This window comes from Mesorhizobium sp. WSM3879 (assembly GCF_002294915.1).
Classification (GTDB): Bacteria; Pseudomonadota; Alphaproteobacteria; order Rhizobiales; family Rhizobiaceae; genus Mesorhizobium.
Window position 1 is genome coordinate 137,563 of record NZ_NSFZ01000001.1, and the last position, 14,524, is coordinate 152,086.

Annotated in this window: 15 protein-coding genes; 7 read left to right on the top strand and 8 right to left on the bottom strand. The window is 63.4% G+C overall.

All coding sequences use genetic code 11. The features are described 5' to 3' along the window. Position 1 precedes the first annotated feature (1 nt). From CK218_RS00745 to CK218_RS00760, 4 genes are all read right to left on the bottom strand, one after another. Positions 2 to 1,885: an ABC transporter ATP-binding protein gene (locus CK218_RS00745; protein ID WP_066994331.1), complete on the bottom strand. Its 1,884-nt coding sequence runs from the start codon at positions 1,883 to 1,885 to the stop codon at positions 2 to 4. Further along, positions 1,882 to 3,774, bottom strand: coding sequence for an ABC transporter ATP-binding protein (locus tag CK218_RS00750; RefSeq protein WP_095777294.1), 1,893 nt, complete (start codon positions 3,772 to 3,774; stop codon positions 1,882 to 1,884). Before CK218_RS00750 ends, CK218_RS00745 begins: the two co-directional genes overlap by 4 nt. A 129-nt stretch (positions 3,775 to 3,903) precedes the next feature. After that, a complete protein-coding gene (locus CK218_RS00755) occupies positions 3,904 to 5,784 on the bottom strand; it encodes an ABC transporter ATP-binding protein (protein WP_066994328.1) in 1,881 nt (626 codons plus the stop codon). Positions 5,785 to 5,809: 25 nt separating this feature from the next. Next, the gene (locus CK218_RS00760) at positions 5,810 to 6,205 is read right to left on the bottom strand and encodes a hypothetical protein (RefSeq protein WP_082980461.1); all 396 of its coding nucleotides are present in this window, start codon (positions 6,203 to 6,205) and stop codon (positions 5,810 to 5,812) included. 482 nt (positions 6,206 to 6,687) lie between these two features. Between CK218_RS00760 and CK218_RS00765 the strand changes: the two genes are divergently transcribed. After that, positions 6,688 to 7,146, top strand: coding sequence for a tRNA (cytidine(34)-2'-O)-methyltransferase (locus tag CK218_RS00765; protein WP_095826576.1), 459 nt, complete (start codon positions 6,688 to 6,690; stop codon positions 7,144 to 7,146). Positions 7,147 to 7,294: 148 nt separating this feature from the next. Then, positions 7,295 to 7,738 (top strand): redox-sensitive transcriptional activator SoxR, encoded by a 444-nt coding sequence (soxR, locus tag CK218_RS00770; RefSeq protein ID WP_067326530.1) that lies wholly within the window; start codon positions 7,295 to 7,297, stop codon positions 7,736 to 7,738. Positions 7,739 to 7,745: 7 nt separating this feature from the next. Here soxR and CK218_RS00775 read toward each other — a convergent pair whose 3' ends face one another. Continuing rightward, a complete protein-coding gene (locus CK218_RS00775) occupies positions 7,746 to 8,003 on the bottom strand; it encodes a hypothetical protein (protein WP_066994316.1) in 258 nt (85 codons plus the stop codon). 118 nt (positions 8,004 to 8,121) lie between these two features. Here CK218_RS00775 and hemF point away from each other — a divergent pair, with 118 nt between their 5' ends. The 5 genes from hemF (at position 8,122) to CK218_RS31015 (ending at position 11,945) form a co-directional block, all read left to right on the top strand. Further along, the gene (gene hemF, locus CK218_RS00780) at positions 8,122 to 9,036 is read left to right on the top strand and encodes an oxygen-dependent coproporphyrinogen oxidase (protein WP_095826845.1); all 915 of its coding nucleotides are present in this window, start codon (positions 8,122 to 8,124) and stop codon (positions 9,034 to 9,036) included. A gap of 242 nt (positions 9,037 to 9,278) precedes the next feature. Further along, positions 9,279 to 9,539, top strand: coding sequence for a DUF1344 domain-containing protein (locus CK218_RS00785; protein ID WP_066994313.1), 261 nt, complete (start codon positions 9,279 to 9,281; stop codon positions 9,537 to 9,539). A gap of 305 nt (positions 9,540 to 9,844) precedes the next feature. Further along, complete coding sequence (locus tag CK218_RS00790) at positions 9,845 to 10,030, top strand: DUF1059 domain-containing protein (RefSeq protein ID WP_066994310.1); 186 nt, start codon at positions 9,845 to 9,847, stop codon at positions 10,028 to 10,030. A gap of 267 nt (positions 10,031 to 10,297) precedes the next feature. Continuing rightward, positions 10,298 to 10,876: a hypothetical protein gene (locus CK218_RS00795; RefSeq protein ID WP_066994307.1), complete on the top strand. Its 579-nt coding sequence runs from the start codon at positions 10,298 to 10,300 to the stop codon at positions 10,874 to 10,876. Between the two features lie 88 nt (positions 10,877 to 10,964). Beyond that, positions 10,965 to 11,945, top strand: coding sequence for a S8/S53 family peptidase (locus tag CK218_RS31015; protein ID WP_082980442.1), 981 nt, complete (start codon positions 10,965 to 10,967; stop codon positions 11,943 to 11,945). A gap of 24 nt (positions 11,946 to 11,969) precedes the next feature. Here the strand turns inward: CK218_RS31015 and CK218_RS00805 are convergent, their stop codons facing one another. The 3 genes from CK218_RS00805 to CK218_RS00815 are packed head-to-tail and all read right to left on the bottom strand — an operon-like array spanning position 11,970 to position 14,496. Beyond that, positions 11,970 to 13,238, bottom strand: coding sequence for a CCA tRNA nucleotidyltransferase (locus tag CK218_RS00805; protein WP_095826577.1), 1,269 nt, complete (start codon positions 13,236 to 13,238; stop codon positions 11,970 to 11,972). After that, positions 13,235 to 13,867 carry a CoA pyrophosphatase gene (locus CK218_RS00810; protein WP_095826578.1) on the bottom strand — a complete coding sequence of 211 codons (633 nt, stop codon included), beginning with the start codon at positions 13,865 to 13,867 and terminating at the stop codon, positions 13,235 to 13,237. The genes CK218_RS00805 and CK218_RS00810 overlap by 4 nt, the downstream gene beginning before the upstream one ends. Beyond that, complete coding sequence (locus CK218_RS00815) at positions 13,867 to 14,496, bottom strand: DUF1285 domain-containing protein (RefSeq protein WP_095826846.1); 630 nt, start codon at positions 14,494 to 14,496, stop codon at positions 13,867 to 13,869. The genes CK218_RS00810 and CK218_RS00815 overlap by 1 nt, the downstream gene beginning before the upstream one ends. Positions 14,497 to 14,524: the final 28 nt, after the last annotated feature.

Sequence of the window (14,524 nt, forward strand, 5' to 3'; positions counted from 1 at the left end):
TCTACTCCGCCGGGCGCGTCTCTTCCAGCGCGCTTTCCTCATTGAAGAGGAAGCCGCCGGACTGCCGTTTCCAGAGCCGCGCATAAAGGCCGTCCAGCGCCACCAGCTCATCATGCGTGCCTTCTTCGACGATGCGGCCGCCGTCGAGCACGACCAGCCGGTCGAGCGCTGCGATGGTGGAAAGCCGGTGGGCGATGGCGATGACGGTCTTGTTCTCCATCAGCCTTGCCAGGTTTTCCTGGATCGCCGCCTCGATGTCCGAATCGAGTGCCGAGGTCGCCTCGTCAAGGATGAGGATCGGCGCATCCTTGAGGAAGAGGCGGGCGATCGCCACGCGCTGACGCTGGCCGCCGGAGAGCTTGACGCCGCGCTCGCCAACATAAGCTTCGTAGCCAAGGCGCTCGCGATTGTCGCGCAGCCCCATGATGAAGTCATGCGCCTCGGCTTTGCGCGCCGCGGCGATCACCTCAGCGTCGGTAGCGTCCGGCATGCCGAGCTTGATGTTGTCGCGCAGCGAGCGGTGGAACAGCGCCGTGTCCTGGCTGACCACGCCGATATTGGCGCGCAGCGAATTCTGCGTCACGCCGGCGATATCCTGGCCGTCGATCAGGATCCTGCCGCCCTCGAGATCGTAAAGGCGCAGGATGAGATTGGCCAGCGTCGTCTTGCCGGCGCCGGACGGACCGACCAGCCCGACCTTCTCGCCTGGACGCACGACGAGGTCGATGCCTTCGAGGACCCCTGCCCCTTTCCCGTAGTGGAAGGTGACGTTCTTGAGGTCGATGCGGCCACCCGCAACCACCAGCTCCTTGGCATCCGGGGCGTCGGTCAGGCCGAGCGACTGCGAGATCAGCGCCTTGGAATTTTCCAGCACGCCGAGATTCCTGAGGATACTGTTGAGCTGCATCATCAGCCGTCCCAGCAGCATGTTGAGCCTCAGCACAAGCGAGAGCGTGAAGGCGACGGCGCCGACGGTGATCGAGCCTTCCACCCACAGATAGACTGCAAAGGCGGCGATCGCCGTGATCATGATGCCGGAAAGCGTCGTCAGCGCCACGCGCACGCCGGTCAGCCGCCGCGTGAAGGGCCGCAGCGCATCGAGATAGATGTCGAAGCCGTTGCGGATGTAGCGGTCGTCGCCGTCGGCCGCGAACAGCTTCAGCGTCTGCACATTGGAATAGGAATCGACGAAGCGGCCGGTGATCATCGAGCCGGCCTCGGCGGTCGCCTCGGCATGCTTGCGGATTGCCGGCAAATGGAGCCTGGCCAGCCAGCCGAAGGCGACGATCCAGATCACCACCAGCGCCGCCAGCCTGAGGTCGAGGCCGGCGACCAGCGCCAGCGTCGTCACCGTGTAGACGATCATGAACCAGACGACCTCGATGAAGCTTTCCATGAGGTCGCCAGTGGCCTGCCCCGCCTGCCAGACCTTCGTGGCGATACGCCCGGCGAAGTCGTTTTGGAAGAAAGCGTAGGACTGGCGCGAGACATGCCGATGCGCCTGCCAGCGCACCAGGCTGTAGAAGCCCGGCGTGATCGTCTGCTCGTCGACCAGCGCCGAAAGGCCGACCACCAGCGTGCGGATGATCAGCACCACCGCGCCCATGAACAGCAGCTCTGGCCCGGCGGCCCCCCACAGCGCGTGCCAGCTGCGTTCGCCGGGAAGCTGGTCGAGGATATCGACCAGCCGTCCGACGAAATAGAACAGCCCGGCCTCGACCAGCGGCGCGATGCCGCCGATGATCAGCATGGCGAAGAAGGCGAGCTTCGCTTGCCCGACATAGTGCCAGAGGAAGCCGCCGACGCTGGCAGGTGGACGAAGGTTCGTCGGCTCGCGGAACGGGTAGACCCAGCTTTCGAACCAGCGATAGACGGCCTTCATCATTCCGCGGCTTCACCTTTCGTCGGCAGATCGTCGGCCGCCTGCTTTTCCTCGAGCAGGAAGCCGCCCGACTGGCGCCGCCAGAGCTGGGCATAGAGCCCGCCCTTGGCGATCAACGCCTCATGCGAGCCGTCCTCGACGATGCGGCCCTTGTCCATGACGACGAGCCGATCCATTGCCGCGATGGTCGACAGGCGGTGGGCGATGGCGATGACCGTCTTGCCCTGCATGAGCTTGTAGAGGTTCTCCTGGATGGCGGCCTCCACCTCGGAATCGAGCGCAGACGTAGCTTCGTCGAGAATGAGGATCGGCGCGTCCTTCAGCATAACGCGGGCAATGGCGATGCGTTGCCGCTGGCCGCCGGACAGCTTCACGCCGCGCTCGCCGACGAGCGCCTCATAGCCGCTTTGCCCATGCGGATCGGTCAGCCCCGCGATCACATCGTCGATCTGCGCGGCCTTGGCGGCGCTGAACATCGCCTCATCGCTGGCGGACTGTCGTCCATATTTGAGGTTCTCGCGAACCGATCGATGCAAGAGCGACGTATCCTGATTGACGAAGCCGATCGCCGCGCGAACGCTTTCCTGCGAGACGTTGCGGATGTCTTGTCCGTCGATCAGCACCTTGCCGTCCTGCACGTCGAACAGCCGCAGCACGAGATTGACCAATGTCGACTTGCCGGCCCCGGAACGGCCGATCAGGCCGACCCGCTCGCCCGGCGCGATCTTCAGCGACAGATTGTCGATGACGCCGCCTTTGCCGTCCTTGCGCCAATAGTTGAAGTTCACCTGCTCGAACTCGATGCCGCCGGCTTTGACCACGAGGGCCGGCGCGTCCGGCTGGTCCTGCATTGTGATGGGGCGCGCGATCGTCGTCATCGAATTGCTGGCGACGCCGATCTGCCGGAAGACGTTGGCGCCGACATCGAGGATCCTGCCGGAAATGTTGGCGATCTGCAGCGCGAACGGTATCGCCGTCGCCACGGCCGCCGTGGTCATGGCGCCGGCGTTCCAGCCGGCCAGCGCCAGCCAGCTTATGGCGATAAGCAGCGCAGCGTTGAGGACGAACAGGGCCGACCACATCAGTGTGAAAACGCGCATCAGCTGGTAAAACGTGTCGGCGTGCTCGACGACGGCTTGCGAGACATATTTGTCTTCGTGCTCGCCGGTCGAGAATGTCTTGAGCGTCAGGATGTTCGTGTAGCTGTCGACCATGCGGCCGCTCACCTGCGACCACCGCTCCGACAGTTGGGACGAGCGCTGGGTGATCCTCGGCATCGCAAACCAGAAGATCATGCAATAGAACACCAGCCAGGCCGCCACCACAGCCAGAAGAAGCGGGTCGAGCCGCGCCAGCACAACAATGGCGACCGCGACGAAGACCAGCGCGTACCAGACGGCATCGACGGTGAGATTGACGCTCATCTCCACCGAGTCGCCGCTTTGCATGACCTTCGTTCCGATGCGGCCGGCGAAGTCGTTCTGGAAGAATGACCAGTCCTGACGCACGACATGCCAATGGCTTTGCCAGCGGATGAGGTCGATGAGGTTCGGTGCGATGGCGTGGTTGCGGATGAGCGCGTCGATAACCATGGACAGCGGACGCAGCAGCACGACGATCGCCATGATGACGAGCAGCGGCCCATGCGCGGCGAAGAAATCGCCCGGCCTGGTGTTGGAGAGCAGGCCCACGATCAGGCCGACGAAAATCGGCAGCATCGCGTCCACTATTGCCGCGACGGCAACGATGATCATGCGCAGCCAATAGGCGGCGCGAAACTGTCTTATGAAATACCAGTAGAACCGCCAAAGTCCCATTGGCGGCTGCCTGTCTTCGGCCAGCGCCACCGGCGAATAGTGGCTTTCGAACCAGGTGAAGATGCGGTCGAACATTTTTCTCTCGTAGATGCCGGAACCCCGCCGGCACCCAATTTGGTCCCCGGCAGGCCTCTGACAGGTCGTGGTTACGCCCGGGATCGATTCCCCGCAATTGCCGTAACCTTGATGCCAGTCGCGATCGCGTTACTCCGCCGCCATCTCGGAGTGAGACCCTTTGGCATCGGACTCAGCCTGCGCATCATCGAGGAGGAACCCACCCGACTGGCGCTGCCAGAGCTGGGCATAAAGGCCGCCCTTGGTGACAAGCTCTTCGTGCGAGCCTTCCTCGATGATGCGCCCCTTGTCCATGACGACGAGCCTGTCCATCGCAGCGATGGTCGACAGCCGATGCGCGATGGCGATCACGGTCTTGCCTTGCATCAGTTTGTAGAGGTTCTCCTGGATCGCCGCCTCGGCTTCCGAATCGAGCGCCGACGTCGCCTCGTCGAGGATGAGGATCGGTGCGTCCTTCAGCATGACGCGGGCAATGGCGATGCGCTGCCGCTGACCGCCGGACAATTTGACGCCGCGGTCGCCGACATGTGCATCGAATCCCTTGCGACCGTTATGGTCCGAAAGCGCGCCGATGAAATCGAGCGCCTCCGCCCGCCGGGCCGCCTCGATCAGCATCTCGTCGGTGGCGTCAGGGCGCCCGTAGAGGATATTCTCCCGCACCGACCGATGCAGCAGCGAGGTGTCCTGCGTCACCATGCCGATCTGCGCGCGCAACGAATCCTGCGTTACCCCGGCGATCTCCTGGCCATCGATGAGGATCCTGCCGCTTTCCAGGTCGTAAAAACGCAGCAAAAGGTTGACCAGCGTCGACTTGCCGGCGCCGGAGCGGCCGACGATGCCGACCTTCTCGCCGGGTTTCACAGTGAGCGACAGGTTCTCGATGACGCCCTTCTGCTTGCCGTAGTGGAAGCGGATCTCCTCGAAACGGATCTCGCCCTGGCTGACGGCGATGTCGCTGGCGCCCGGGCGGTCCTCGACCAGCCGCGGCAGCGAGATCGACTGGATGCCGTCTTGCACCGTGCCGATATTCTCGAACAGGCTCGACATCTCCCACATGATCCACTGCGACATGCCCCACATCCTGAGCACCAGGCCGATAACCACGGCGACTGCGCCGATCGTCACCGCCTCGCCCAGCCATAGCCACAGCGAGATCGCCGTCACGGAAAACAGAAGCAGCGAATTCAGGATGTAGAGCATCCCGTATAACTGCGTCACCAGCCGCATCGAGCGGTAGACCGTATCGAGGAAGCTCGCCATGCCCTCCCTGGCGAAAGTTGCCTCGCGGCGGGCATGCGAAAACAGCTTCACCGTCTGGATGTTGGTGTAGCTGTCGACGACGCGGCCGGTCATGGTCGAGCGCGCATTGGCCTGCTCCTCGCCGACCTTGCCGAGCTTCGGGATGAAAAAGCGCAAGAGCCCGATATAGCCGACCAGCCATACACCCAAGGGCACAGCCAGTCGCAAGTCTGCCGAGCCGACGATGAACAGCATGCTGAGGAAGTAGACGACGACATAGTTTAGGACATCGATCAGCTTGATGACGCATTCGCGCACGGCAAGAGCGGTCTGCATCAGCTTGGTGGCGATACGGCCGGCAAACTCGTCCTGGTAGAAGGCCATCGACTGCTTGAGCAGGTAGCGATGCACCTGCCAGCGGATGCGCATGGGATAATTGCCCATCAGCGTCTGCTGGTTGAGCAGCGAATGCAGCCATACCGTGCCCGGCAGCGCGAACAGCACGATGAAGGCCATGCCGGCGAGTTTCCAGCGCTCCGTCTCAAGGAAGGTTTCGCGGTTCTGCGCCGACAGCCAGTCGACGATGCGGCCCATGAAACCGAACATCCACGCTTCGGCAAGGGCTATCGCTGCCACAAGCACGGCATCGACGAGGATATAGGGCCAGGCCCCGCGCGTGTAATGCACGCAGAAGGCGACCAGCGTCTTCGGCGGCTCGACCGGCTCCGCGGCGGGAAACGGATCGAGCCTCTTCTCAAACCAGCGGAACATTCGAGGCACTCGACGGTCTGTGCGCTCACGCGGCGCGGGGTTGATTGGTAAGGCCGTTCGGCCGCACGGCGCCGCGGGCCGGCGATACGGAATTGTCCGTATCGCCGGCCCTGCTTCGCGCAATATAGGGTGTCGCGGGCTTTTCGCCGACAGGCTTGCCAGAGGATCCTGACGACAAGCTGTCGCCAGCGCTGGTTTTGCCGGGCCGGACCATGCGGATGATCCGGCGCACCAGCGAGGGTCGGCCGGGATCGGGCACCGCGCGCGAGAAGTCGACGTCCGGCAGCATGCCGCGATGCGGACGCCGGCGCGTCTCGGCGTGCACCGCCGACGAGTAAGTCTCGCCGATCAGCAGCGCCCAGGTCGCCACCTTGCGCTCATGCAAGCTTCTTGAACCCGGTATCTTAAAGGGATCGAACATCGGTCCGTCCTCCATGTGCAAATGCGTTAAAAAGGGTGATGCGAGCTCGACCTCCGGCATTCGGCCGGAGGGACGCGACGCAGTCCCGACATGACGGCAAGCGTCAGTCCCGACATGACGCCAAGCGTCGGTGTCGACACGTTCAGGTGGGGCGCAGCGCCGCTTTGGCAGTTTGAGAAACATCGCAAGATTCCTTCGAAGGCCGAAAACTGGGTTCGGCGGGAATCGGTGCGATGAGGTCTTAAAGTGTCAGAAGAATCGTCGTACCGAAACCGCCGTTGGGCATACGTGGGCCCCAAAGAGGAGCTGCCCGGAGAAGGGCTGGAAGTGCATGGTCATCATGTGGTCCCTCTCCTTCGGTTCGGGTTGACGATGATGGGCGTATACTCGACTTCGCAGAAAATGGCCACCCGCCAGTCTAGAAATCGCCAAAAGCCGGAGCCGCCTGTGGCCGTTCTGCCACTTATTAGAAGGATGCGGAAATGAACGACCGTCTCCGCATCGGGCTCTACCAACCGGATATCGCCGGCAATACCGGGACGATCCTGCGCTTCGCCGCCTGCCTTGATCTTGGCGTCGACATCATCGAGCCGGCCGGTTTCCCGCTCTCCGATCGGGCGCTGAAACGCGCCGGCATGGACTATCTCGAAATGGCGGCGCTTACCCGCCATGCCGACTGGCACGCCTTCGAGGAATGGCGCCGAACGAACGCGCGCCGCCTTGTGCTGCTCACCACCAAGGCCGAGACCGCCTACACGCAGTTTGCTTTCGCCGCCGGCGACGTCCTTCTGTTCGGCCGCGAATCCGCCGGCGCGCCGGAAGAGGTTCATCAGGCGGCGGATGCGCGACTGACCATTCCGATGCGGCCGGGCGCCCGCAGCATCAATGTCGCGCTGTCCGTCGCGATGGTCGCGGGCGAAGCGCTCCGCCAGCTCGGATAGGCTGCTCAAGCCCTGCTCGTCGTCGCGAACGCCTCCCACTTGCGGCGTCAGTCTCACCCAGGCGCACATCGCCTTCTCCTCAATTTGCCTTGTCAGGCTTTCCTCGCTACAAGCTCAACCTAACTTGAGGTCAAGCGGAAAGTGCGAGATGGCTCCGGTGAAGGAATTGACGGTCGGTCAGGTGGCGATGCGCAGTGGCGTCGCGGTCTCGGCGCTCCATTTTTACGAAGCGCGCGGGCTGATCCGCAGCCATCGCACCGCGGGCAACCAACGGCGCTACGGCCGCGACGTGCTGCGACGGGTGGCGATCATCCGCGTCGCCCAGGAGGTCGGCATCTCGCTCGCCGAAATCGGCGCGGCATTCCACTCCCTGCCCGAGGGCCGCACGCCCACGCGCGAGGATTGGAATCTGCTTTCAACGGCTTGGCGCGACGGCCTCGATCATAAGATCGCCCAATTGAAGAAGCTGCGCGACGGCCTGACCGACTGCATCGGCTGCGGTTGCATGTCGATCGACAAATGCCCGCTTCGGAACAAGGAGGACCGACTGGCCAGAGAGGGAACTGGAGCGAGACGGCTACTGGTGCCCTGAGGATTTTTCAATCTGCCGCCGGCAGCCGTCGCATGGTGAATTCGATGACGTCGCCCGGGCGCTCGAACCAGCTTTCGATCTCGGTCCAATAGGCCTGCTTGGGAAAGCGCTCGAACCATTCCTTGGCCTTGAGGCGCGCGGCCGGCCGCGGCAGCACGAAAGTCTCGCGCAAAAATCCGTCGCGCGGCTCTCTTTCGCGCTCGGCGCGTGAGCGCTCCAGCCTCTTCTTCAAGCCATCCAGCGGCGGTCTTGCCGGGGTGCGCACGAGCAAACTCCTTGCACCTTGGTCAGACAGGACTTGACCCTTGCCCTTAAGAGATTAGGGATCGCGCGCAGAAAAAACGAGTCATTTGTCGGGCAAGCAGCCTGGACTGGAGACGGAATTGGAACGACCCGACATTGCGGTGGGCCTGCCTGACGACATCGAGCAGAAGAAGATGAAGGCCCGCCTCTGGTTCGAAGCGCTGCGCGAGCGCATCTGCGCCGCCTTCGAGCAGATCGAGCAGGAACTCACTGGACCGCAATCGGCATGGTCGCCCGGGCATTTCGATCAGACGCCGTGGGAGCGCGACGGCGGCAAAGGTGGCGGCGGCACCATGTCGATGATGCGCGGCCGCGTCTTCGAGAAGGTCGGCGTGCATACCTCGACCGTCCACGGCGAATTCTGTCCCGAATTCCGCAAGCAGATCCCGGGCGCCGACGAGGATCCGCGCTTCTGGGCGAGCGGCGTTTCGCTGATCGCGCACCCCTGGAACCCCAACGTTCCGGCCGTGCATATGAACACACGCATGGTCGTGACCACCCGCCACTGGTTTGGCGGCGGCGCCGACCTGACGCCGGTGCTCGACCGCCGCCGTACCCAGGACGATCCCGACACGATCGCCTTCCACCGCGCCATGCAGTTCGCCTGCGAGAAGAACGCCGGGGTGGCCGACTATCCGAAATTCAAGGCGTGGTGCGACGAGTACTTCTTCCTGCCGCATCGCAACGAGGCGCGCGGAGTCGGCGGCATCTTTTTCGACTGGCTGCATTCCGATGAGGGCAAGGGCGGCTGGGACGCCGATTTCAATTTCGTCCAGGATGTCGGCCGCTCTTTCCTCGTCGTCTATTCCCATTTGGTGCGTGGCAATTTCAACCAGAACTGGACCGACGGCGACCGCGAGGAACAACTCGTCCGGCGCGGCCGTTACGTCGAATTCAACTTGCTTCACGATCGCGGCACCATCTTCGGCCTGAAAACCGGCGGCAATGTCGCCTCGATCCTCTCCAGCCTGCCGCCCGAGGTAAAGTGGCCGTAAAAATCCGGTGAGTGGAAGGCCAGCCGCATTGCTGTCTCATTCGCCGAATTTTGACCGGCAATGTGGCAGGGGCGATTTCTTTTTCGTCTAATATCCTTTTGAAAAAATTGATCTATTTAACGTGCCGGGTCGGGAAGCGCCGGCGGCTCGTCACTGCTACGAGCCGCGACCCGACGCGTCCGGACGGCCCTGATCGAGCGGAGTGCCTTCCCAATGGTGCCCGCATCCCAGGAGAACATCCTATGCGCAAGCTTATTGTGACGGCGGCAACCGCCGCCTTTCTCGCCTCCGGTGGCGCCGCGTTCGCCGCGGTCAAGCACACCACGGGAACAGTGAAGAGCTTTGATGGAACGGCCATGAGCCTTGTTCTGGACAACGGATCGACCTTCACGCTGTCCAAGGCCTTCAAGGATCCGGGCATAAAGCCGGGCGAGAAGGTTCGCGTTTCCTGGGATATGAGCGGCAAGAACAAGATTGCCGAGGCTGTCAAGATCATGAAGTGACGGCCTCCAATTGCAGAACAGTTGAAGCGGTTTCCGCCGGAATTGCGTCAAAACAAAAAGACAGAGCGGTTCATCGTTTGACGGAAACCAGGTGGCAACGGGCGGAGCAGCAATGCTCCGCCTTTGATTTCGCGCGGAGACCGTGAAAAAACAATTCGCCACCGGCTCCAATGCAACCGAAGCCGGCGACATGTGTTATGGTTTTCCACCGGGGCAATTTCAGGAAAATGCGATGCGGCTTCCATGCGGAATTGCATGACAACAAGGAGCGGAATCAGGGCTCCGGACCTAGGAAAGGAAAAACCATGAAGGAGTTCCAATGCGGGACACTCGTCCCGGGCTGCGATTGGCACACGCGCGCCGAGGAGGAAGCCGAGGTCATGCGCCGCGCCGTCGAGCACATGCGTGAAACCCATGGCGAAACCACCATCCGCGAGACCATGATCGAGGCGATCCGCTCGCGCATCCAAAAGGTCCGCGACGCGGCCTGAGGCATCGGGTCACCGTTTTCGGACGACCATTGGCAAAGCCGGCGAGTTGGATGCAGCATCCGGCGCATCTCGCTTCGTTTGCGTCTGATCGCTGGCAACGGCCTGGCTTCGCCGAATTCAAGCAAAAACTTATATTCGTACCGGCTTGGATAACCCCGCGGTAACGGTCTCCATGCGATCGTCGCGCATGATCCGGCGACCGCGGCTGCTCGAGGAGCCGTCCGCCACAAGGCGCGTCTGGATCCGGTGGGGCGAGGTGCTTCGCGCATGCGCGAAAGATCCAACAAACGAGACGGTTTCGGCGCAGCCGCACTGTTGCTGTGCCTAGTCGTTGGCGCCTCGCCGTCGATGGCCCAGGAAATGACCACGTCCCTCGTGAACATCCACCAGGGGTCATGGCTCAGCGACCGCGCCAGAGCTCTCGGCAATGGCGGCTATGAGCTGCAGGACGGGAGCTGGGTCTCGTTCAATCGTTGGTACCACAGCGATTGGGTCGACATGCACGTCGACTTCATCACGCAACTTACCGAAGACAGCGGCTTTCTGTGGGGAGTGGGAACCGGGGAACAAGCCGAGAAGTACCGCATCGCGCCGAGCCTCAAGCTCGGTTTTCTCACCCAGACCCATCCGAGCCTCAACAGCACTCTCTCCCTTTCCGTTACCTCGACCTTCGGCGGCAACCTGAGCGAAAAGCCCTGCGTGGCCGACTATGGGGATCTGGGCACCTACAGCGTCAACTGCCGGCTTGCGGCCGGGGAGACGGCGCCTGAGGACACGCTGAAATATCTGGTTAACGCTACCCCCGAAAGGCTGCGCCTGTGGCTCAACTACCGTGTTACTTTCTGATCGCCGGGATGCCGCGCATGAGAAATCTTCCTGCTCCCGAACTTCGCGAGCGTCCGTCCTCGTTCCTGCTTTGACCGGGAGTAAGACCATGTCTGGTAATTTCTGGAAGCTCGGCATTGCCGCGGCACTGACCATTCTGCCGGCATCCATCGCGTCGGCGCAGGAAGCTCTCGACGCGGACCAGGCGGCCGCGCTGTGCCACGGCGGCGGGTCCATATGCGTAAGCGCAAAGATACCGGTTGCGCGCACGACACAAGCGGTGCAGAGCTGGATGAGCCCCGATGTCGGCGCCGCGTGGGCGGCTGGCTACAAGGGCAAGGGCGTCACCATCACCATCATCGACGACTTCAGCAGCTCATCGCGCTTCTCCGGCAATTTCGGCCTCGGCACGCAATATCAGCGGCACGGAGAGTGGACGCGCGAGGAAGCAAGCATGATCGCTCCTGCGGCGACCATCCGCTCCAAGGACTTCTCGACGGGTTCGGCCGTCCCGCTGGCAAGTGGCCGCAACGTCCTCAACCTCAGCTACGGCATGTACGCGAACGCGGGTTACAGCGTGAACCAGATCCGCTGGGCCCCGGAGGAGCAATCGATCATCTCCTACGCCAGCAAGGGATCGGCCATCGTCTCGAAAGCGGCTGGCAACGATTCGGTTGCGGTCGGCGGCGTCACCAGCGGACAGCAGGATTATCTCGATCTCGCTCTGATCGGCAAACCGACGGCGATCTTTGTTGGCGCGCTGTCCACAAACGGCACGGCGTCAAACAAGGCTCAGCTTGCCTGGTATTCCAATTACGCCGGCTCCGACCCGACCGTGCAGAGCCATTTCCTGGTGGTCGGCGTCGAAGGCGACAAGACCGGCCTTTACGGCACGTCGTTCGCCGCGCCTATCGTCTCCGGATATGCCGCAATCATCGGCAGCAAATTCACCAAGGCGACCCCGGTTCAGATCACCAACGACCTGCTCAACACGGCTCGCACCGACACGCTGGTCAACTACAACCCCTCAGTCTACGGCAAGGGCGAGGCAAGCCTTTCGCGCGCCCTGGCCCCGGTCGCGATACGCTGAGCGGCGCCACGATGTAGGACTCATCTAAGCCTCGAGTGCCTGCGCGGCGCGTTTGAGCAGCGCGCCGCGATCCATGGCGAATGCTGAATCCACCCATTCCCTTTCGAGATTCTTCAGCGTGGCGCCAAGCTTCGGGCCGGGCGCGGCGCCGAGTTCGGTCAGGTCGGCCCCCTTTATCGGAAAGCTCGGCTTTTGCCATTTCAAGGCGAAGCCGAGCAGGCGCGAGAAACTGCCGGCTTCCATCATCGCCCGATCGTCCTCGATGGCCCGTGTCCGCGCGGCGGCGAGCGCGAGCCGCAGGCGATCGACGAAGCCTTCGCGGTCGCCGAAATAGAGCTTCTTCGACAATTCCGTCTCGGTCGTCTTGGGTTCAGGCGGAACCGTCAGTGCCCAGTGTCGCAGGCGCTCCCCCTCGGCGGTTGAAAATCTGAGCCTTTCGGCAAGCGTCTTCATGCGCGCGGCATCCGGCGGAACGACGGCCTCCAGCCTGAGCAGCGGATCGGCATCCCAGCCGAGATCCTTTTCGGTCCTGGCCAGCCCGTGGATGGCGTCGATGCCCCATTTCTCGCTCTCCGGCAGCACGGCGGTGAGGACGCCGGCCTGACGCATCCACAGCAGGGCGCGCGAGGGGTCGGGCGCCGAAAGCAGCTTCTTCAGTTCGGACCACACGCGTTCGGCCGAAAGCCTGCCGAGCCCGTCCTTCAGCCTGGCGCAGGCCTTCAAGCCCTCGGCGTCGGGCCGGCCATCGCCATACCAGGCGAAGAAGCGGAAGAAGCGCAGGATACGCAGATAATCCTCGCGGATGCGCGCTTCCGGATCGCCGATGAAGCGCAGCCGCCGCGCCTCGATATCGGCGACGCCGCCGACAAGGTCGACGATGGCGCCGTCGGCTTCGGCATAAAGCGCATTGATGGTGAAGTCGCGCCGCGCGGCGTCGGCTTTCCAGTCGCGCCCGAAGATGACTTTCGCCCGCCGACCGTCGGTCTCGATGTCGGCCCTGAGCGTCGTGACCTCATAGGCCTTGCCGCCGGCGATTGCCGTGACGGTGCCGTGCTCGATCCCTGTCGGCACGGTTTTGAAGCCGGCGGCCTGGGCGCGGCGGATCGTGTCCTCGGGCACCGTCGTGGTGGCAATGTCAATGTCGGCGACCGGCTGGCCGATCAGTGCATTACGCACCGCTCCACCGGCCACCCGCGCCTCCTCGCCGCCCTCCTTCAGCGCGGCAAGCAGCTTCTGCAGATGCTTTTCGCCCAGCCAATCGGCCCTGCCCGAGAGAGACACCTCAGCGCTCACGCATAGAGCCTTTCATAGAGTGTGCGGATGATGCCGGCGGTGACGCCCCAGATCCGCTGGCCGTCATAGGGCATCTCGTAGAAGAACCATTCGAGGCCGTTCCACATGCGGCTGTCGCGCGCGTGGTTGACAGGGTCCATCAGGAAGCGCAGCGGCACCTCGAAGGCGGCGTCGACCTCGTCGGCGTTGAGCATCAGCGAAAAGCCTGGCCGCACCACCGAAAGCACCGGCACGATGCGGTAGCCGCTGCCGGATACATAATCGGGCATGCGGCCGACAATTTCGATGTGATCGCGGTCGAGGCCGATCTCCTCGAATGTCTCCCGCAGCGCTGTGGCCTCAGGGGTGGGATCGGTCGGATCGATGGTGCCGCCGGGAAAGGCGACCTGGCCGGAATGGCTGCGCAGCTTCTCCGCCCGCTTGGTGAGCAGCACCGTGGCGCCGTCGGCGTGATCGATGACCGGGATCAGCACCGCTGCGTCGCGCAGCGGTTTTATGTGCTTCAGCCTGGGATGCCCTGGATTGAAGCGGTGGTCGCCGAACTCGTCGCCGGATTGGACCTCGGCCTGCGCCGCTGCGCGGGCGCGAAAATCCGCGATCGAGAACGGCACCGGAGCCACCTGGTCCATCACGCGCTTAGCCGGTCGAGCTTTTCGGCCGGCATGATCGGATAGACTTCGCCGCCGGAGCGGACGGCGAACATTGTCCTGCCGCCGACGTCGATCACCTCTCCATGCTCGACCAATTCGTACATCACCGGCCGCGCCACCAAGGCTTCCAGCCGCCCGCGCACCAGCACATAGGGCTTGAGCCCGCCGGTGGCGTCCTCGTCGACGAAGCGCAGCGGATGGCCGGGCCCGGCGGTGACCACGTCCCCGACATTGGTGCGGAACGTGATGACCTGGCCGTAGCCGGTCCCGGACACGTTCATCTCGACGGCGATGAAGGGCGCGTCGGCGACGCGGATGCCGACGCGCTCCACCGGCGTCACCAGATAGGTCTTGCCGTCGGCGTCCTTGCGCAACACGCTGGAAAAGAGCTGCACCAGCGGCATGCGCCCGATCGGCGTGCCGAGGTAGAACCAGGTGCCGTCGGCCCTGATCTCCATATCGAGGTCGCCGCAGAAGTCCGGATTCCAGCGCTCCACCGGAGCCGGCCCCTTGCCGGTGCGCGCCGCGCGCGAGATCAGCGCCTCCAGCCCGCGCGCCTCGGTGGCGCTGGTCAGGCCCTTTTCACCGGATTCTGTGCGATGCGTCATGGTCACGAAATAGTCACTGTTGTCCGGA